Here is an 18,105-nt window from a genome sequence, read left to right on the forward strand (position 1 = left end):
TTTATGGGATAGCTGGTCCTATCGTCGTCCGTGACCAGCGAACGCTCGCTCGGCGGCGTCGTCCTCGCCGGCGGCTACTCCACGCGCTTCGGCGAGTCGGACAAGGCCGTCGCCAACCTCGCGGGAACGCCCATGATCCGCCGGGTCGTCGACCGACTCGCGACCGTGACCGACGACCTCGTGGTCAACTGTCGCGACGATCAGCTCGAGGCGATTCAAGACGCGCTCGCGGGCAGCGACCTTGAGCCCCGGTACGCGACCGATCCCGTCCCGGACAGGGGACCGCTGGCCGGCATTCAGATCGGCCTTGAAGCGGTCGACCGCGAGTACGCGGCCGTCGTCGCTTGCGACATGCCCTTCGTCGATCCCGCGCTGCTCGAGACGCTCCACGAGCGCGCCCGCGGCCGCGACGGCGCCGTCGTCCGCCTCGGGGACGGCTGGTACCAGACGACCCAGGCCGTCTACCGAGCCGACGCGATGGCCGAAGCCTGCGCGGAGACGCTCGACTCGGAAGACAAGCGGATCGTCGCCGCGCTCGAGCGCATCGACGTCGCGGAAGTCGGCGAGGACGCCCTCGAGGGGGTCTCCGAGCGGACGTTCGAGGGGATCGACACGCAGGAGGCGCTCGCGGAAGCCGAGCGACTGCTCGAGGAGTGAAAACGGACGACCGTTCGGGTCGATTGCGGTTCTGTCCCGTCGATCAATCGTCGTCTGCGGGCTCGTACGTGAAGATATCCTCGATCCGACAATCGAAGTGCCGCGCCAGTTCGAAAGCGAGCTCGAGGCTCGGATCGTACCGCCCGCGCTCGATGGCGTTGATCGTCTGCCGGGAGACGTCTACCTCGTCTGCGAGTTCGGCCTGCGTGACGTCGGCTTTCGCCCGCCAGACCTTGAGATCATTTTCCATGGGTCCTCAAAACTGCCGTTTATACCACACTCTCGTCGCGATCATGGAGACGGTCCCGAGTACCCAGGCCGTCAGCACGAGCTGAGAGGTCCCCATCGGTAGCTCGTAGCTCATACCGCCGCTCTCGCTCGAGTTGATTCCGGCCATTGCGAAGACGGTGACGAACCAGTACAGCGCCCAGAACGAAACGTATCCGGCGCGATAGTGGATCGCCATCTGTCGCTCGTCGTTTTCGCGATCGGCACTCACGTGTTGATACAAGCCGAGGGCAGTTGCTCCGACGAGGCCGCCGCTCAGCGCGAGCAGCGCGTTGCCCTCGCTAACCCCGACGATCCCGACGATCAGTCCGAACAGTCCGACGGCGAACGCCGCGTACCGTTTCACTGCTGACATTTTGTGTAAAGTATATGCGACAAAATGGACTAATAAGTTTCCATAATGACGTGGAATGATACTCGAAACGTCGTCTGTATTTGACAGCATACTGAGAACGAAGTGCGGATCGCGACGCTGACCGTGCAGCGTCGCAGATCGCTCGAGTCACGCTCCGCTATCGGTCGACGACGAACGCTATCAACGAAGCAAACAGACGGTCCCGGGCGATCCGGTACTTCTCGACGGAAACAGGCGACTCGATTACTCGTCTTTAGCGCCGGGATTCGTCACGGCACCGTTCGCCGCCGAGCCGAACACCTGGCTGTCCACCGTTTCTCCTCGGGAGGCTCGGAGGCTCGCCACCCCTCGTCGAAAACCGTGGGCGAAAAAGCCGCTACCTCACTCCGTTCGGCGGCGGTGAAACCGCGCCTTCGGCGCGGGACGCTGCCAACTCGTTAGTCCTGCTTCGCGCCGGGGTTCGTCACGGCGCCGTTGGCCGCCGAGCCGAACATCTGGCCGTACTTCGCCAGCACGCCCGTCGTGTAGTTCGGTTCGGGCAGGTCGTGTTCCTCGAGTCGCTGTTCGAGTTCCTCGTCGGTGAGGTCTACGGAGAGCTCGTGGTCATCGATGTCGATGGTGATCATGTCGCCGTCCTCGAGGGCCGCGATGGGGCCGCCGACGGCGGCCTCCGGCGCGACGTGGCCGATGGAAAAGCCGCGGGTGGCACCGGAGAACCGACCGTCGGTAAAGAGCGCGACGTCCTCGGCGTGGCCCTGGCCGGCGACCGCGCTCGTGACGCCGAGCATCTCGCGCATGCCGGGGCCGCCCTGGGGGCCCTCGTTGCGGATCCCGATGACGTCGCCGCTCTCGACGCGTCCCTCTTGGACGTACGCCATCGCGTTCTCCTCCTCCTCGAAGATCCGGACGGGACCCTCGTGGTGGAGGTGGTCCTCGCCGGTGATCTTGATGACGGCGCCGTCGGGCGCGAGGTTGCCCGTCAGGATGCGGATCGCGCCGCGCTCGTGGATCGGCTCGTCGACGGTGTTGAGGAAGTCCGCGTCGACTGTTTCTCGCGGCTCATCACCGCTCGAACTATCCGAGGCGCTGCGCGCCTCGCCGTCCTCGATGGCCGGCGGATCGATGCGCTCGAGTCCCTCGGCGATCGTCTCGCCGGTGACGGTCAGCGCGTCGCCGTGGAGCAGGTCCGCCTCGAGCAGTTCGCGGAGGACGACGGGGACGCCGCCGACCTCGTGGAGGTCCTTCATGACGCGCTCGCCGCCGGGCTGGAGGTCGGCGATCTTGGGCGTGCGGGCACTGATCTCGTTGAACTCCTCGATGTCGAGGTCGATGCCGGCCTCGGCGGCCATCGCCAGCAGGTGGAGGACGGCGTTGGTCGAACCGCCGACGGCGACCTGAAGCGCGATGGCGTTCTCGAAGGATTCCTTGGTGAGGAAGTCCGAGGGCTTGCGTCGCTCCTCGACGGCCTCGACGGCGAGCTCGCCGCTCTCGCGGGCGACCTCGTAGCGATCCTCGTCCTCGGCGAGCGGCGAGGACGACCCCAGCGGCGCGAAGCCGATGGTCTCGGAGATCGACGCCATCGTGTTGGCGGTGAACATCCCGCCGCAGGAGCCGGCGCCGGGGCAGGCGTTGCGCTCCATCTCGTCGAGTTCGTCCCGGGACATCTCGCCGTCGGCGACGGCGCCGACGCCCTCGAAGAGGTTCTGGACCGTGATCTCGCGGCCCTCGTGTTCGCCGGGCATAATCGAGCCGCCGTAGAGGAAGACGCTGGGCAGATCAGTTCGGATGGCGGCCATCATCATCCCGGGCATGTTCTTGTCGCAGCCGCCGATGGTGACTAGCCCGTCCATGCGCTCGCCGAAAGCGACGAGTTCGACGGAGTCGGCGATGACCTCCCGGGAGATGAGGGAGGCCTTCATCCCCTCGGTCCCCATCGAGATGGCGTCGGAGATGGTGATGGTCCCGAACTCGATGGGCATCCCGCCGGCCTCGTCGACGGCGTCGTAGGCCGATTGCGCGACGTCGTCTAGGTGAACGTTACAGGGCGTGATGTCCGCGGCCGGGTTCGCGACGCCGATCATCGGCGAGTCGAAGTCCTCGTCGTCGTACCCCATCGCGCGGAACATTGCACGGTGGGGCGCGCGTTCGACCCCTTCCGTGACCTCGTTGCTCGGCAGGTCGTCCGGTTTGCCCTCCGCGGGCGACCGCTGCTCGGGCTGTTGGCTCATACCGGGAGATTGCTACCTCGGCGCTTAAAGTCCTCGGATACCGGTATCGGCCACTATCACGCTCGTAGCGAACACCTTCGGGCGATCGGTGGCGGTCCGATTGACGACCGTTGCGACTGATACCAACAGTAAACGAAGCTGTCAGAACTGCCGAAAACCGGTTCTGATTCACTCACTTGCACACAACAGCTGAATGCGAACACTGGTGTTCTCGGCCCTGCATACGCTCGCGCCCTTCGATTTCCTGCACGAACCTTTCCCGCCGCTGTCACAGAGTGACTGACAGAGCCACGAATGTATAAGTACTGTCTGAAGTGTGATTGGCAGGCCAGCACCGCTGGGGGCACGACCGAGGCGGAGGTCTCGGAGCAGGCCATCGAACACTTTGTCGAGACGGGCCACACGATCGATTCGATGCGGCTCCCCCCGCCGGTTATCCTGGAAAACTGACGGGAGCGCCCGCAGTTCGGCCCTCAGCCGCGGCGCTCAAGGATCCGATCGATGATTAGCCGCGTCGAGAGGATCTCGTCTTCGCGTTCGGGGTCGCGGGCGCTCGCGCGTTCGACGGTGCAGTCGATTCCGCGGCGCTCGAGTTCGGCCTCGATCGCGTCGTCGTCGTGGTGCTGGTCGTGGCCCAGCGCGATCACGTCGGGGTCGATTTCCTCGATGGGCGCGAAGATATCCTCCTCGTGGCCGACGATCGCGTCGTCGACGACCTCGAGGGCGGCGACGACGTCCCGGCGCTGCGCCGCCGGACAGATCGGCTTCTCCTTGTGGTCGACGTTCGACTTCCGGGCGACGATGACGAGCAGTTCGTCGCCCATCGCCGCAGCTTCCTCGAGGTAGTGGACGTGTCCGGGGTGGAGGATGTCGAAAGTCCCCTGGGCGACGACCGTCCGCGTCATTGCGCCCCCCGAAGCCCCGTCGCGGCTCCCTCGGTTGTCGGTCGATCGGTTCGTCGTCTCGGGTTCGCAGTCGGTCCGCGGACCGGACCGGGAGTCGTCTCGAGCATCATACTATCGAAGTTCGTCGTCGATATCCGCCTGCGTGAAATCGAAGAAGTCCTCGGTTTCGGGCAGTTCCACGTCGATCACGTTCAGCTGGGTCGGCTCGCCCCCCGAATCGAAGGCCCGCCAGTCCGAGCGTCGGTACGGCGCGCCGATGATGATGTGGACGCTGCCCCGACCGAACGTCTCCAGATCCGCGCTGCTCGGGCTGATAACGCCGTTCGGGTGCGAGTGAACGCTGCCGAGGGCCTTCACGTCGTTCGGGATCTGGCTCGTCTTGACGGTCGCGCTGACGCTGTTCGACTCGGTGCCGGGAATCACGAGAATATCCGTGATGACGAGTCCGTCCCGGTCGATTCCGAGTCGCTCCGCCTCGGTTCCCCGGAGAAATCCCATGTACTCGTCGGGATGGGCGGCTTCGGAGGACTCGAGGGCGAACTCGAGGGTTTCCTCGGCGATGCCGAGGATCGAACTCGAGCGAAACAGCGCGTCGAACAGCCCCATGACACGACCTGCGTGCTTGCGGTTGCTAAACGTTCCGATGGTCGTTTCGGCGACGGCTCCGCGGTGAGCGGCGGGCCGGCGGCTGCGGCTTCGCCGCGTAATCGTCCCGATCATCCGTGATATCTGTCGATCGTCAACTAGGTGTGTATATATTATCTATCCCTACTAGCATACTGTTTTTCCGGCGGCTCTCCGTATTCGCATTTATGTCACTAGACGACGATTCGCTCGAGTACCACCGCGAAGAGCCCCCCGGCAAGATCGAGATCCGCACGACGAAGTCGACGACTACCCAGCGCGACCTCTCGCTGGCGTACTCGCCCGGGGTCGCCGCGCCGTGTCGCGAGATCGCCGATCGTGAAGACGACGCCTACCAATACACGGCCAAAGGGAATCTCGTCGGTGTCGTCTCGAACGGCTCGGCGGTACTCGGGCTGGGCGACATCGGCGCTCAGGCGTCGAAACCCGTCATGGAGGGGAAGGGCGTGCTGTTCAAGCGCTTCGCCGACATCGACGTCTTCGACATCGAACTCGATCACGACAACGTCGACGCCTTCGTCGAATCGGTCGCGGCGATGGAGCCGACGTTCGGCGGCGTCAACATCGAGGACATTGCCGCGCCCGCCTGCTTCACGATCGAGGAGCGACTGCGCGAGCGAATGGACGTCCCGGTCTTTCACGACGACCAGCACGGCACCGCGATCATCTCTGGTGCGGCCTTGCTCAACGCCGTCGACATCGCCGGCAAGGATATGGAAGAGCTCTCGGTTACCTTCTCCGGCGCGGGCGCGGCGGCCATCGCGACCGCCCGGTTTTTCGTCTCGCTGGGCGTCCCGAAGGAGAACATCACGATGGTCGACATCGACGGCATCCTGACGACCAAACGGGCCGAAAGCGGCGACCTCGATCCCTACAGCCGCGAGTTCGCCCGCGACGTTCCTCAGGGCGACGTCGCCGACGCGATGGTCGACGCGGACGTCTTCGTCGGCCTCTCCGTCGGCGGGATTGTCGACCCGGAAATGGTGCGGTCCATGGCCGAGGACCCAATCATCTTTGCGATGGCCAACCCCGACCCGGAAATCGACTACGAGACGGCCAAGAACGCCCGGGACGACACGGTCATCATGGCCACTGGGCGCTCGGACTACCCGAACCAGGTCAACAACGTCCTCGGGTTCCCCTTCATCTTCCGGGGCGCGCTCGACGTCCGGGCCAGCGAGATCAACGAGGAGATGAAGGTCGCCGCCGCGGAGGCCATCGCCGACCTCGCGCGGACCGACGTCCCCGACGCTGTCCGCAAGGCCTACGGCGACCAGCCGCTGCAGTTCGGCCCCGAGTACATCATTCCGAAACCCCTCGATCCGCGCGTGCTCTTCGAGGTCGCGCCCGCCGTCGCCCGCGCCGCGGTCGAAAGCGGCGCCGCCCGCACCGACCTCGACTTAGAGACCTACGTCGAGGACCTCGAGGCCCGCCTGGGCAAGTCCCGCGAGATGATGCGAACCGTGTTCAACAAGGCCAAGACCGACCCGAAGCGGCTCGCGCTGGCCGAAGGGACCAACGAGAAGATCATCCGGGCGGCGGCCCAGCTCGAGGACCGCGACCTCGCGCGGCCGGTGCTGATCGGCGACGCCGAAGAGATCCGGGCCACCGTCGCCGATCTCAACCTCGAGCTCGACCCTGAGATCGTCGACCCGTCGACTGGCGACTACGAGGAATACGCCGAGGCGCTCTACGAGCGCCGCCGGCGCAAGGGCGTGACGAGGACCGAGGCGCGAGAGCGGATCCGGGACAGCGACTACTTCGCGTCGGTGATGGTCGACCAGGGCGACGCCGACGCAATGCTCACCGGGCTCACGAACCACTATCCCTCGGCGCTGCGTCCGCCACTGCAGGTGGTCGGCACGGCGCCCGACACCGACTACGCCGCGGGCGTCTACATGCTGACGTTCAAGAACCGCGTTGTCTTCCTCGCCGACGCGACGGTCAACCAGGACCCCGACGAGGACGTGTTAGCAGAGATCACACGCCACACGGCCGACCTCGCGCGGCGGTTCAACGTCGAGCCGCGGGCCGCCCTCCTGTCGTACTCGGACTTCGGCAGCGTCGACAACCAGGGAACGCGCAAACCCCGCCGGGCGGCACAGCGGCTCCGGGCGGATCCCGACGTCGACTTCCCCGTCGACGGCGAGATGCAGGCCGACACCGCCGTCGTCGAGGAACTGCTCGAGGACAACTACGAGTTCGCCGACCTCGACGAACCTGCGAACGTGCTCGTCCTCCCCAACCTCGAGGCGGGCAACGTCTGCTACAAGTTGCTCCAGCGGCTGGGCGGCGCCGAGGCGATCGGGCCGATGCTGGTCGGCATGGACCGCCCGGTTCACGTCCTCCAGCGGGACGACGAGGTCAGCGACATCGTGAACCTCGCGGCCGTCGCGACCGTCGACGCGCAAGGCGAGTAGCGGAACCGACCCGACTCCGGCGCTGATCTCCGGTCCCACCGCGTCGATTCGTACTCCGGCGGACCATCCGTTCGCATCGCGTCTGACGGATCAATCGTCAGCGTCGTCCCGGCCGCGTTCCGCCCGTCCAGTATCGTGATTCCGTTTCTCCGTAACAGGTATCTTCGGTATGCGAACCTGTGGTAGCAACTGCGCCCCGCAACGCCGGTATACCGTATACAAAGTGCGATCAACCCGAGTATCGGAACGAGAATGGAGAACAGGAACATACTGACGGTCCAGTGGTATGGGCGGTCACTATCCGTCCTCGGTTCGCGATGAATATCGACCGTTGGGCCCGCTACTATCGGTCTCCCTGCCAAATACCCAGTACCAAGAACTCGGTTGTAATGTCTCTAAGCGGAACTCCATCTAAACACTATTGGTAACATCACACTCGATAGAATCACACGATGTACTAACGTATCGTTGCGTTCGGTAAGCGTTTGCCAGCGGTCTGGCACTGACCGAGATCTTCATGGCCATCTAAATACCGAACCTGTGCAACGACTTACTGTTACTAACTGATCCGGATATAGCTAGTAAGTCCTGTGTAATAAACCGCAGTATATAGCAGCTGGTTTAATAAGAAGAGCGTCTCAAGGCCGGAACACAATGACCGATCACGAGTCGGTCCACGGGCACGACCACTCGGACGGCTCGCACGACCACGGCCACGACACGTCCTCGGCGAGCAGTCGGAAACTGGCCGCGGTCTCCGCCATCAATCTCCTCGGATTCCTCGCCGAGCTCGCGGGCGGCCTGTTGTTCGGGTCGGTCGCCCTGCTCAGCGACGCGTTCCACATGCTGTTCGACGCGCTCGCCTATGTGATGGCGTTCGCCGCCGCCTACGTCGCCGCCCGCCACGACGGCGGCGATCGGTGGTCGTACGGCCTCCACCGCCTCGAGCCGTTCGCCGCGTTCCTCAACGGCCTTCTACTGTTGCCGATGGTCGGATTCATCCTCTGGGAGTCCTATCAGCGATTCCTCCAGCCCGTCGCGATTGGGACCGGACCGACGCTCGCCATCGCGACGGGCGGGCTGCTGGTCAACATCGGGTCGGTCTACGTCCTGCACGGCGGCGAGATGAGCCTCAACGAGCGGGGGGCGTTCTACCACCTCCTCGGCGATGCCGGGGGCTCGGTCGCCGTCATCGTCTCCACGGCCGTCATCGAGGTGACCGGCGTCCACGTCATCGACCCCGTCATCGCGGCGCTCATCGCCGTCGTCATCACGTGGTCGGCGGTGACGGTGCTGCGCGGCAGCGGAGCGATCTTCTTCCACCGGATGCCCCTCGACGGCGAGGCTGTCAGGACGGCCCTCGTGGGTATCGACGGAGTCGAGCGTGTCGCGGATTTTCACGCCTGGCAGGTCTGCAGCCAGCTCACCGTCGCCACCGCACACCTCGAGACCAACGTCGAGACGCTCGCGGAGGCCGAGGCGGTGACGCGGCGCGTCCACGACCAACTCGAACGGTACGAGGTCGACCACGCGACCGTCGAACTCTGTCCCGCAGCCAGCGATCAGATCGTCCATCTCGACACGCACGGTCACTGACTCCGGCTTCCGGTCCGATAGTCGATACGTCTCGGCGAGCGATGATTCGGCGGAGATGTTCTCGAGCCGGCGTATCGCTTCTTGACAAGGGTTATACGCGACCGGCTCAAACTACGGTTCAAGATGACACGTGAGTCCGCCGGGGAACCCGGCGCAGATGACGGGGATTCCGTCGTCTACGATCTCGCTGCCGAGTGTACGGCAGAGGATGTAGAGCGAAACCGACCGTATCTCGCCGAAATTAACGGTATCGTCGATTACGGCGTCTTCGTCGATCTCTCCGAGTCCGTCTCCGGGCTCGTCCACGAATCGGTCCTCGAGGGCACCTTCGCCGTTGGCGACGAGCTCGTCGTCGAACTCGAGAGCGTCCGCGACAATGGCGACATGGCCTTCGAGCCGGTCGACATCGCGGAGTACACCCTCGAGAACATTGCCCACGACTACGCCCTGACCGGCACCGACCGGCTCAAGGCGAACATCGGCGACCAGATCCACCTCGAGGGGAAGGTCGTCCAGGTCAAACAGACCGCCGGCCCGACGATCTTCCACGTCGCCGACGAGTACGGCGTCGTCCCCTGCGCCGCCTTCGAGGAGGCCGGCGTCCGCGCCTACCCCGCCACCGAGGTCGGCGACGTCGTCCGCGTAACCGGCACGCCCGAGCGTCGCGAGGGCTCGATCCAGATCGAGGTCGACGGCCTCTCGAAACTCGAGGACGAGGACGCCGACGAGGCCAGCGACCGCCTCGAGGACGCCCTCGAAGAGCGCGCCGAACCCCACGACGTCGAGCCGCTGATCGACTGGCCCGCCTTCGAGAAGCTGCGGCCGAACCTGCGGGAGGTCGCGAAGTTGCTTCGCCGGACCGTCCTCGAGGGACGGCCCATCCGCGTCCGCCACCACGCCGACGGCGACGGCATGTGCGCTGCCGTCCCCGTCCAGATCGCTCTCGAGCGATTCATCGCGGACGTCCACGAGGACGAGAACGCCCCGCGCCACCTCATCAAGCGCCTGCCCGCCAAGGCGCCGTTCTACGAGATGGAAGACGCAACGCGGGACTTGAACTTCGCCCTCGAGGACCGCGAGAAACACGGCCAGCAGCTCCCCCTGCTTCTTATGCTGGACAACGGCTCGACGGCCGAGGACGTTCCGGCCTACGAGACGCTGGCCCACTACGACATCCCGATCGCGGTCGTCGACCACCACCACCCCGATCCCGACGCCGTCGAGGACCTGCTCGACGCCCACGTGAACCCCTACCTCCACGACGAGGACTACCGGATCACGACGGGGATGTGCTGCGTCGAACTCGCGCGGATGATCTACCCCGACCTCGGCGACGAACTCCAACACGTCCCCGCCGTCGCGGGCCTCTCGGACCGCTCGAAGGCCGACGCGATGGACGACTATCTCGAGCTCGCTTCCGAGGAGGGCTACGACGAGGATCGACTTCAGGATCTCAGTGAAGCGCTGGATTACGCCGCCTTCTGGCTGCGCTACAACTCCGGCGACCAGCTGATCCAGGACCTGCTCCAGATCGATTCGGCCGACGAGGACCGCCACCGCGAACTCGTCTCCTTCTTCGCTGACCGGGCCCGCGAGGAGGTCGACGAGCAACTCGACGCAGCGATGCCCCATCTCGAGCACGAGGACCTGGACAACGGCGCCCACCTCTACCGGATCGACGTCGAGAACTACGCCCACCGCTTTACCTACCCCGCGCCGGGCAAGACCACGGGCGAAATCCACGACCGGAAGATCGAAGAGACCGGCGACCCCGTGATCACGGTCGGTTACGGGCCAGACTTCGCCGTCCTCCGGAGCGACGGTGTGCGGCTGGACATTCCGAACATGGTCTCGGAACTCGAGGAGGAGGTTCCCGGCGGCGGCGTCTCCGGCGGCGGCCACCTCGTCGTCGGCTCGATCAAGTTCGTGAAGGGCAAACGCGAGGACGTCATCGACGCCTTAGTCGAGAAGATGGAGGACGCGGAGATCGACGAAGCGCTCTCGAGCGCGGCGCCGATCGACGACTAACGGTGACTCGCGACTCGAGTCCGACTGTCGCCAGCGGGCGTCGACCGGACTCGAACCGAGACGGACGCGGTTCCGAGCAGCGGCCATCGATGAACTGTATCATAACTCTCCCGACACGAATCGACGTACACCGGGTGACTGACAGTCACAACCGGGGACGAGATACTGCTCTCGAGCGCCCGGTCTCGCCGACGGTCGAGAGCGAGCCCCGAGACGGGCGATGGGACCGAGGTGACCGGATTCGATGATCGATCGAAGCGAATCAGCGGAACCGGCCGACGTGTTACTCGTCGAACCGTCCGAGGAGCGCGCTCGCCACACGAGAGACGGGTTTTCGGACACGGGGGCGACGACCATGCACGTGGTCTCGGACGGTGACGAGGCGCTGGCGTTTCTCGAGGGGCGCGACGACTATGCCGACGCGCCGGCTCCCTGTCTCGTCGTGCTCCGCCTGGGGCTTCCGGCCCCGGGTCCGGACGGACTCGCGGTGCTCGAGCGGATGGCCGAGCAAACGACGCTCGCCCGAATTCCGGTCGTCGTGACCGTCGACGAGCCAGAGGATGACGTCGTCACTGATGCCTACAATCGGGGCGCTAACGCCGTCCTGCCGACGCCGTCCGAACCCGCGGCGCTCGCCGAGACGATGGCGCGAGTCGCCGAGTTCTGGATCGCGACCGCGCGGCTCCCCAACCGGATCGATCGGCTCTGAGGGAGTCGGTTCCGCGGAGCGACTACTTTCGAATCGCAGCGTACCGCGTCAGCTGCGGGATTCAATTGGAAGTTAGAATTGATAGCGCCGCTCGTCGTCCATCGTTGGATACTGATCCGCGCCGGTCATCTCCTCAAAGGTCATCCCCGAGAGGTACTCGTCGTAGGTGACGTCGTAGGCCGTTCGCAGCTGGAAGTCCAGCTTTCCAGTATCGATCGTCGACTGGAAGAGCATGTGAATCGCCCGCCGGACGAGTTCGTCCGTCTCCTCGGGCTCGAGGGCGGTCTCGAGCAGGGCGAGTTCGTTGTGCGTCTCCCGGTCCAGCGAGACGGTGAGGTCCTCGTCCAGCGCGCTGTAGGCGTCCGTCACGTCGTCGTTAAGATCGTCGAGGCTCATACGGGAGGGGACTCGAGCCGACGGGATAGGGCTTTCGTGGTCGACTCGCCAGCCGAAGCGGTTGAATCCGTAGCAGTGCGTTCGGTAGTGGACTGCGTCACTCGAGTCGGTCCATCGGAGAGATGAGCGGCGAACTCGCTGCTATCGTGGCACCGGGAATTCCCACGATCTTCTCCAGCTGATTCGTTCGCTCCCCATAGTCGCTCCTCATCTACTGGAAGACGCACAGCGTCTTCCAAGCCGTTCGCTCGTGACACTCGCGAAGACCTCGCACACAGTCACCGGCGCACCTTCGCAGTGCTCAGGCGCGCCGTCAGCGCGCCACTGCACGTGGAATAGTCGGCCGAAGCGAGACGGATCGGCGATCGAATTGCCACTGGAATCGATCCCGAACCGCCACCAGTAAGACCGGCGGGTCGCTAGATCGACCGATGAGTGAGAGCGACGACGATGCCGACGCCGGTTCGGGTGCGGGCGACGGGGACTGGTCGCTCCCCGACGACCTCGAGGCCGTCCGCGAGGCCCTGATCGCGTGGTACGAGGACGACCACCGCGAGTTCCCGTGGCGGCGGACCGACGATCCCTACGAGATCCTCGTCAGCGAGGTGATGAGCCAGCAGACCCAACTAGACCGCGTCGTCGAGGCCTGGGAGGAGTTCCTCAAGCGCTGGCCGACGACGGCCGACCTCGCCGCCGCGGATCGAGCGGACGTCGTCGGCTTCTGGACGGATCATAGCCTCGGCTACAACAACCGGGCGAAGTACCTCCACGAGGCGGCCGGGCAAGTGGAGTCGGAGTACGGCGGCGACTTCCCCGAAACGCCCGACGAACTGCAGGAACTGATGGGCGTCGGCCCCTACACCGCCAACGCCGTGGCGAGTTTCGCCTTCAACAACGGCGACGCGGTCGTCGACACGAACGTCAAGCGTGTCGCCTACCGCGCGTTCTCCGTCCCGGACGACGACGCCGCGTTCGAGACGGCCGCGAGCGAACTCATGCCCGACGGCGAGTCGCGGGTCTGGAACAACGCGATCATGGAACTCGGCGGCGTCGCCTGCACCCAGACGCCGAAGTGCGACGAGGTCGGCTGCCCCTGGCGCGAGTGGTGTGACGCCTACGCCAGCGGCGACTTCACCGCGCCTGACGTCCCGACACAGCCGAGCTTCGAGGGGAGTCGCCGCCAGTTCCGCGGACGGGTGATCGGAACCCTGCGGGAGTACGACGAACTCGAGTTGGACACCCTGGGTCACCGCATCCGCGTCGATTACGTTCCCGACGGCGAGTACGGACGCGAGTGGCTCACGGGGCTGCTGACCGACCTCGAGTCCGATGGGTTAGTCGACCTCGAGGAGTCTGCGGACGGCGGACTCGTAGCGCGGCTCCGACGATAGCGAGCGACGGAACGCGAGATTCTCAAGGAACCGCCCGGCCGTGACCCGGCGGCACCGACCGAACGGAGGATTCCGTTCGGGGGCGGGCAGGGCGATTCCCCTCCAGTTGGGACGCATATATGGCGCTCGAAGCCCACGATTCGGCCATGTCCGACGTTCACGTCACCGCAGTCTGTGGCAGTCTCCGCGAGGCGAGTACGACCCGCGCCGCCCTCAAGCGCGTTCTCGAGGCCGCCGAGCGCGGAGGCGCGACGACCGAACTGCTCGACTTGCGCGAGTTCGAGTTGCCGACGTTCGACGCGGATCGAGATCGAGAGGACGCGGGGGACGCCGAGGAACTGGCGACCCGCCTCCGCGAGGCGGACGCGATCGTTCTCGGCTCGCCGATGTACCACGGCTCCTACTCCTCGCCGCTGAAGACGGCCCTCGACTACTGCGGGTTCGACGAGTTTCAGGGCAAGACCGTCGGACTGTTGGCGGTTTCCGGCGGCGCCTTCCCTGTCACCGCCCTCGAGCACATGCGGTCGGTCTGTCGGGCACTGAACGCGTGGGTGATTCCCCACGAGGCGGCCGTCCCGAACTCCCACTCGGCGATCGAGGACGGTGCGTTCGCCGACGAGAAACTCGAGGAGCGCGTCGCGACGCTCGGTCGGCGCGCGGTCCAGTACGCCACGATCGAGCCGGATCCGGACTCGTTCCAGAGCGACCAGAACGTCGGCGCCGAGGGGAAGTGATCAGGGGCAGGGCTCGAGGAGCCGTTCGAACCGCCGCTGGTGGGCGAGGAAGGCCATGAGGCCGAAGACGACGACGCCAACCTGTACCGCGTCGACCCGGAGAACGATCGTCGTCGCCTCGAGCGACAGCGGGGGCGTGGCGACCGCCCAGTCGGTAAACCAGGCCGACGCCAGCAGCGCCGCCGCGCCGACGGCCAGCAACAGGCCGGGCACGATCGGTGCGCGCGTCGTCAGGGACGAGGACTGAAAGCAGAAGGCGCGTCGCTCGAGGACGAACTGCCCGATGAGGAGGCTGGCGTGTAAGACGGTCGCGACGGCGATCCCCCCGACGCCGCCGATCTGCTGGGCCGCGAGCAGCCAGACGATCCAGCTCCCGGTCAACAGGAGGGCGACGCCGAGCCGCTGGGGACAGAGGACGTCGCCGATATCGCTGACGGTCGCCCCGAACACGCTCGCCCGGAGCAGTGAGCCGCAGAACAGGATTCCGAGCGCGGCGAGTGCGGTCGACGCGCTCGGTGATCCGACCACGAGCGCGAACCAGAGCCCGACGGCCACCGCTTCGACGGCGGCCGTCGAAAACGCCGCGGTCACCCCGACGACGCGGCGTCGGGTCGTTCGACCGAGGACGCCGGGCTGTCGGATGACGCTCATACCCGCCCACGTCACAGGCGAGGCCTTTCGTTATGGGAGTCATTATGTCACATAGTAATGGATTCGTAACGACGCGTTCGTCCGAGCCGAATATATAGGGCGCTAATAGTCCGTTTCTCGAACCGGTTTCGCGAACGAGTCCGCGAACGAACCGACACCAAGGCGGATACGGGATGATCGGCAAACAGGTACGGGCTGGAAGGGGCGGCAATAGCGTTCCGGAACCGAAGCCACCCGACGAACCATCGGGTTCGAGACCGCTACGCCGTCGGTCGAAAACGCGGTATCGATCGCGGTCGACGAACGCTCCGACGCTCGAGTCGCGGGGCCCGAACGTAGGTAGCAGTTACGACGACGTTCGTCGGTCGGTAGCCGCACCATAACTGGTCAGGAACCGATTCGTTCACTGGAAACTGTGGACAGAACTATTTACGGGGATGTGGTCGGGAGCGATTATGGCCGAAAGCGAGCAACAGGAGAAGATGTTGTCTGAGACTATCGTCAAGGAAGCCGTCGGGCTAGGCATGAAGTCCCCGCTGCGCGACTCGATCGTCGAAGCCGTCGACGAGGCCGGCGGAGCGGACTCCGGAGGCGGTTCCGGTCTGCCGCTGGCGGGTGCCCTCTTCGGCGCCGGCGCGGCACTTGGCTTCCTCGCGGGCCGACAGACTCCCGAACTCGAGGAGACGTCCCTCGAGGACATCGAGGAACCGGAGATCATCGAGGAAGTCATGGAAGCGGGCGGCGACGAGGAGGAGTCGATCACCGAGATGACACCCGAAATGGAGGACGAAACCGAGTCGGAGGGCGGCTCGAGCCGGCTGGTGCAACTCCTGATCACCGTCGGCGCGATCGCCGCCGTCGCCGTGCTTCGCCGCCGCCTTTCGGGGGGTGAGGAAGAGGAGTGGGAGCCGATCGAAGAGTTCGAACCCGCGACGGGCGACGATATCGGAGGCAGTGACGACGAGGAAGAGGAGGAGCCGGTCGAGGCCGAGGCGGAGTCCGAGGACGCAGACGAGGAAGAAGAATAAGCCGGCTGATTATTCCCGGCGCTGACCGACGCGCTCGATTTTCGATCAGCGGCACCGTCTGACGAAGAAGCTAAGGGGTCGACGCCGACACGTCAAGGCAATGGAGACGACCCACCGCGTCTTCGTCGGTGATTCCCGGGATCTCGCCGCGATCGACGACGACTCCGTCGAGCTCGTCGTCACCTCTCCGCCGTACCCCATGATCGAGATGTGGGACGACCTCTTTACCCGCCTCGATCCGGCCGTCGGCGACGCGCTCGAGGCCGGCGACGGCCGCGCGGCCTTCGACGCGATGCACGCCCAGCTCGACCGCGTCTGGGACGAACTCGAGCGCGTGCTGGTCGACGGCGGCATCGCCTGTATCAACGTCGGCGACGCGACCCGGTCGGTCGACGACAGCTTCCGAGTCTACGCCAACCACGCGCGGGTCCTCGAGGCCTTCGAGTCGCGGGGGTTCGATCCGCTGCCGGACATCCTCTGGCGCAAGCCGGCCAACAGCGCCGCGAAGTTCATGGGCAGCGGGATGATCCCGCCCAACGCCTACGTGACCCTCGAACACGAGTACGTGCTGGTCTTCCGCAAGGGCGGCGAGAGCCGGTCGTTCGAACCTGGCGCCGACCGGCGCTACGAGGCCGCCTACTTCTGGGAGGAGCGCAACCGCTGGTTCACCGACGTCTGGACCGACGTTCGCGGCGAACTGCAGGCGCTTTCGGACGATCACGACGACCTCCGCAACCGGTCGGCGGCCTACCCCCTCGAGATCCCCTACCGGCTGATCTGCATGTACTCTGCCTACGGCGACACCGTGCTCGATCCCTTCTGGGGGACCGGCACGACCACGCTTGCGGCGATGTGTGCCGGTCGCAACTCCGTCGGCTCGGAACTCGAGTCGTCGTTCCTCGAGGTGTTCGACGACCGCCTCGACGACGTGCCGGCGCTCTCGCGGTCGGTCGGGCGACGGCGACTCGAGCGCCACCGGGAGTTCGTCGCTCGCCGCCGCGAGGAGGAGAAGTCCTTCGAGTACCGGGCCGCGAACTACGAGACGCCGGTCGTCACGAAGATGGAACGGAACCTCCAGCTTCGGGAGGTCGCGGCCGTCGGCACGCTCGAGGATGCCGACGAGGGAACGGACGATGGGTCCACCGACGAGGCCGCTGCAGACGCGAACGCTGTACACGGGTACCGCGCCGAACACGTACCGCTGACTCTCGAGTGACAGCCTCGGCAGGCTCGTCTATCTGGTTAGTTTTACCGCGTCGATGGACATTTGGGACGCTACGTCGAACCGCCGGGTATGACGCTCGACGAATACCCCGATGCGGTCGACGCGCTCGAGCCGGCCGACGGCGAGGTCGAAACGGCGGAACTGATCGTCAGCGACGACGTGCTCGTCAAGGCGTTCGCGCTCGGCCCGGACGCCGAACTCGAGGCTCACGACCATCCGGAGAGTACGAACGTCTTCCACGTCCTCGAGGGGGCGGTCACGGTCGTGCAGGACGGCGAGAGCGAGACGGTCGACGCGCCGGGCGTCGTCCACCACGAGCGCGGCGCCGTCCACGGCGCGCGAAACGAGACCGACGAGCGCGTCGTCTTCACGGCCAGCCTCTGTCCGCTCCCCTCGTAATTTGGCGGCGGCGTCCGTAGGTGGCGTCTGACCGACGCTATCGTTCTCGATCGGTTCGACTCGCGGCGGTCGACCGTCTACGCCAACCGGGGGATGGTCGCGACGAGTCAGCCGCTGGCCGCGGAGGCGGGGCTCTCGATCCTCCGAGACGGCGGGAACGCCTTCGATGCCGCCGTCGCGACGGCGGCCGCGCTCAAGTCGTCGAACCGACCGCGACCGGGCTCGGCGGCGACGTCTTCGCGCACTACCGGATCGCCGACGGCGAAGTCGGCGCGCTGCGTTCCTGTGGTCCGGCGCCGGCCGACGCGACGATTGAGACCGTGCAGGCCGCGCTCGAGGAGACCGACGACGAGACGCTCGCGGGCGCGACCGAGCCGCGGAAGGACGGCGTCGCGATCGGCTACTGATTTGGATCGCGTTCGTCCCACCGTTGCAGCCGCCCCGGCCGAA

The 18,105-nt window shown here is 65.8% G+C and carries 18 protein-coding genes and 1 pseudogene; 12 read left to right on the plus strand and 7 right to left on the minus strand.

Annotated features, from left to right (window positions below; translation table 11 throughout):
* Positions 1 to 30: 30 nt before the first annotated feature.
* Positions 31 to 657 carry a molybdenum cofactor guanylyltransferase gene (gene mobA / locus EH209_RS01295; RefSeq protein ID WP_126661193.1) on the plus strand — a complete coding sequence of 209 codons (627 nt, stop codon included), beginning with the start codon at positions 31 to 33 and terminating at the stop codon, positions 655 to 657.
* A gap of 43 nt (positions 658 to 700) precedes the next feature.
* On the opposite strand, the gene EH209_RS01300 is transcribed toward mobA, so the two are convergent.
* The 3 genes from EH209_RS01300 to ilvD all read right to left on the minus strand — a co-directional run bounded on the left by EH209_RS01300 (position 701) and on the right by ilvD (position 3,528).
* Positions 701 to 907 carry a helix-turn-helix transcriptional regulator gene (locus EH209_RS01300; protein ID WP_126661194.1) on the minus strand — a complete coding sequence of 69 codons (207 nt, stop codon included), beginning with the start codon at positions 905 to 907 and terminating at the stop codon, positions 701 to 703.
* Positions 908 to 913: 6 nt separating this feature from the next.
* Positions 914 to 1,300 (minus strand): hypothetical protein, encoded by a 387-nt coding sequence (locus tag EH209_RS01305; protein WP_126661195.1) that lies wholly within the window; start codon positions 1,298 to 1,300, stop codon positions 914 to 916.
* A 437-nt stretch (positions 1,301 to 1,737) separates the two neighbouring features.
* A complete protein-coding gene (gene ilvD / locus EH209_RS01310) occupies positions 1,738 to 3,528 on the minus strand; it encodes a dihydroxy-acid dehydratase (RefSeq protein ID WP_126661196.1) in 1,791 nt (596 codons plus the stop codon).
* 294 nt (positions 3,529 to 3,822) lie between these two features.
* Here ilvD and EH209_RS23820 point away from each other — a divergent pair, with 294 nt between their 5' ends.
* Positions 3,823 to 3,978 (plus strand): hypothetical protein, encoded by a 156-nt coding sequence (locus EH209_RS23820; RefSeq protein WP_164721980.1) that lies wholly within the window; start codon positions 3,823 to 3,825, stop codon positions 3,976 to 3,978.
* A gap of 23 nt (positions 3,979 to 4,001) precedes the next feature.
* Here EH209_RS23820 and EH209_RS01315 read toward each other — a convergent pair whose 3' ends face one another.
* Complete coding sequence (locus EH209_RS01315; RefSeq protein WP_126661197.1) at positions 4,002 to 4,433, minus strand: adenylyltransferase/cytidyltransferase family protein; 432 nt, start codon at positions 4,431 to 4,433, stop codon at positions 4,002 to 4,004.
* Between the two features lie 111 nt (positions 4,434 to 4,544).
* The gene (locus EH209_RS01320; RefSeq protein WP_126661198.1) at positions 4,545 to 5,039 is read right to left on the minus strand and encodes a Mov34/MPN/PAD-1 family protein; all 495 of its coding nucleotides are present in this window, start codon (positions 5,037 to 5,039) and stop codon (positions 4,545 to 4,547) included.
* A gap of 206 nt (positions 5,040 to 5,245) precedes the next feature.
* On the opposite strand from EH209_RS01320, the gene EH209_RS01325 reads away from it, so the two are divergent.
* The 4 genes from EH209_RS01325 (at position 5,246) to EH209_RS01340 (ending at position 11,831) form a co-directional block, all read left to right on the plus strand.
* Entirely contained in the window at positions 5,246 to 7,498 is a 2,253-nt protein-coding gene (locus tag EH209_RS01325; protein ID WP_126661199.1) for an NADP-dependent malic enzyme, read from the plus strand.
* 654 nt (positions 7,499 to 8,152) lie between these two features.
* Positions 8,153 to 9,094 (plus strand): cation diffusion facilitator family transporter, encoded by a 942-nt coding sequence (locus EH209_RS01330; RefSeq protein ID WP_126661200.1) that lies wholly within the window; start codon positions 8,153 to 8,155, stop codon positions 9,092 to 9,094.
* Positions 9,095 to 9,217: 123 nt separating this feature from the next.
* Positions 9,218 to 11,122, plus strand: a complete 1,905-nt coding sequence (locus EH209_RS01335) for a DHH family phosphoesterase (protein ID WP_126661201.1) — start codon at positions 9,218 to 9,220, stop codon at positions 11,120 to 11,122.
* Between the two features lie 244 nt (positions 11,123 to 11,366).
* Positions 11,367 to 11,831 (plus strand): response regulator, encoded by a 465-nt coding sequence (locus EH209_RS01340; protein ID WP_126661202.1) that lies wholly within the window; start codon positions 11,367 to 11,369, stop codon positions 11,829 to 11,831.
* A 72-nt stretch (positions 11,832 to 11,903) separates the two neighbouring features.
* Here the strand turns inward: EH209_RS01340 and EH209_RS01345 are convergent, their stop codons facing one another.
* Positions 11,904 to 12,227: a hypothetical protein gene (locus EH209_RS01345; protein ID WP_126661203.1), complete on the minus strand. Its 324-nt coding sequence runs from the start codon at positions 12,225 to 12,227 to the stop codon at positions 11,904 to 11,906.
* Positions 12,228 to 12,658: 431 nt separating this feature from the next.
* Here EH209_RS01345 and EH209_RS01350 point away from each other — a divergent pair, with 431 nt between their 5' ends.
* Both EH209_RS01350 and EH209_RS01355 read left to right on the plus strand, forming a co-directional pair.
* Positions 12,659 to 13,618 carry an A/G-specific adenine glycosylase gene (locus EH209_RS01350; protein WP_126661204.1) on the plus strand — a complete coding sequence of 320 codons (960 nt, stop codon included), beginning with the start codon at positions 12,659 to 12,661 and terminating at the stop codon, positions 13,616 to 13,618.
* Between the two features lie 146 nt (positions 13,619 to 13,764).
* Positions 13,765 to 14,352, plus strand: a complete 588-nt coding sequence (locus tag EH209_RS01355) for an NADPH-dependent FMN reductase (RefSeq protein ID WP_126661205.1) — start codon at positions 13,765 to 13,767, stop codon at positions 14,350 to 14,352.
* Here EH209_RS01355 and EH209_RS01360 read toward each other — a convergent pair whose 3' ends face one another.
* Positions 14,353 to 15,003: a hypothetical protein gene (locus EH209_RS01360; protein WP_126661206.1), complete on the minus strand. Its 651-nt coding sequence runs from the start codon at positions 15,001 to 15,003 to the stop codon at positions 14,353 to 14,355.
* Positions 15,004 to 15,458: 455 nt separating this feature from the next.
* Between EH209_RS01360 and EH209_RS01365 the strand changes: the two genes are divergently transcribed.
* The 4 genes and pseudogenes from EH209_RS01365 to EH209_RS01380 form a co-directional block, all read left to right on the plus strand.
* Entirely contained in the window at positions 15,459 to 16,031 is a 573-nt protein-coding gene (locus EH209_RS01365) for a hypothetical protein (RefSeq protein WP_126661207.1), read from the plus strand.
* A 100-nt stretch (positions 16,032 to 16,131) separates the two neighbouring features.
* A complete protein-coding gene (locus EH209_RS01370) occupies positions 16,132 to 17,247 on the plus strand; it encodes a DNA-methyltransferase (RefSeq protein WP_126661208.1) in 1,116 nt (371 codons plus the stop codon).
* 78 nt (positions 17,248 to 17,325) lie between these two features.
* Positions 17,326 to 17,655 (plus strand): cupin domain-containing protein, encoded by a 330-nt coding sequence (locus EH209_RS01375; protein ID WP_126661209.1) that lies wholly within the window; start codon positions 17,326 to 17,328, stop codon positions 17,653 to 17,655.
* A 27-nt stretch (positions 17,656 to 17,682) separates the two neighbouring features.
* Positions 17,683 to 18,053, plus strand: a pseudogene (locus tag EH209_RS01380) (gamma-glutamyltransferase); the annotation flags it as partial.
* Between the last annotated feature and the right edge of the window lie 52 nt (positions 18,054 to 18,105).

This window comes from Haloterrigena salifodinae (assembly GCF_003977755.1).
GTDB classification, from domain to species: domain Archaea; phylum Halobacteriota; class Halobacteria; order Halobacteriales; family Natrialbaceae; genus Haloterrigena; species Haloterrigena salifodinae.

Coding starts and splice junctions, on each gene's coding strand:
- EH209_RS01350 (WP_126661204.1), top strand. CDS start 12,659: ATGAGTGAGAGCGACGACGATGCCGACGCCGGTTCGGGTGCGGGCGAC.
- EH209_RS01360 (WP_126661206.1), bottom strand. CDS start 15,003: ATGAGCGTCATCCGACAGCCCGGCGTCCTCGGTCGAACGACCCGACGC.
- EH209_RS01320 (WP_126661198.1), bottom strand. CDS start 5,039: ATGGGGCTGTTCGACGCGCTGTTTCGCTCGAGTTCGATCCTCGGCATC.
- EH209_RS01315 (WP_126661197.1), bottom strand. CDS start 4,433: ATGACGCGGACGGTCGTCGCCCAGGGGACTTTCGACATCCTCCACCCC.
- EH209_RS01355 (WP_126661205.1), top strand. CDS start 13,765: ATGTCCGACGTTCACGTCACCGCAGTCTGTGGCAGTCTCCGCGAGGCG.
- EH209_RS01340 (WP_126661202.1), top strand. CDS start 11,367: ATGATCGATCGAAGCGAATCAGCGGAACCGGCCGACGTGTTACTCGTC.
- EH209_RS01305 (WP_126661195.1), bottom strand. CDS start 1,300: ATGTCAGCAGTGAAACGGTACGCGGCGTTCGCCGTCGGACTGTTCGGA.
- EH209_RS01370 (WP_126661208.1), top strand. CDS start 16,132: ATGGAGACGACCCACCGCGTCTTCGTCGGTGATTCCCGGGATCTCGCC.
- EH209_RS23820 (WP_164721980.1), top strand. CDS start 3,823: ATGTATAAGTACTGTCTGAAGTGTGATTGGCAGGCCAGCACCGCTGGG.
- EH209_RS01365 (WP_126661207.1), top strand. CDS start 15,459: ATGGCCGAAAGCGAGCAACAGGAGAAGATGTTGTCTGAGACTATCGTC.
- EH209_RS01335 (WP_126661201.1), top strand. CDS start 9,218: ATGACACGTGAGTCCGCCGGGGAACCCGGCGCAGATGACGGGGATTCC.
- EH209_RS01345 (WP_126661203.1), bottom strand. CDS start 12,227: ATGAGCCTCGACGATCTTAACGACGACGTGACGGACGCCTACAGCGCG.
- EH209_RS01375 (WP_126661209.1), top strand. CDS start 17,326: ATGACGCTCGACGAATACCCCGATGCGGTCGACGCGCTCGAGCCGGCC.
- EH209_RS01330 (WP_126661200.1), top strand. CDS start 8,153: ATGACCGATCACGAGTCGGTCCACGGGCACGACCACTCGGACGGCTCG.
- ilvD (WP_126661196.1), bottom strand. CDS start 3,528: ATGAGCCAACAGCCCGAGCAGCGGTCGCCCGCGGAGGGCAAACCGGAC.
- EH209_RS01325 (WP_126661199.1), top strand. CDS start 5,246: ATGTCACTAGACGACGATTCGCTCGAGTACCACCGCGAAGAGCCCCCC.
- EH209_RS01300 (WP_126661194.1), bottom strand. CDS start 907: ATGGAAAATGATCTCAAGGTCTGGCGGGCGAAAGCCGACGTCACGCAG.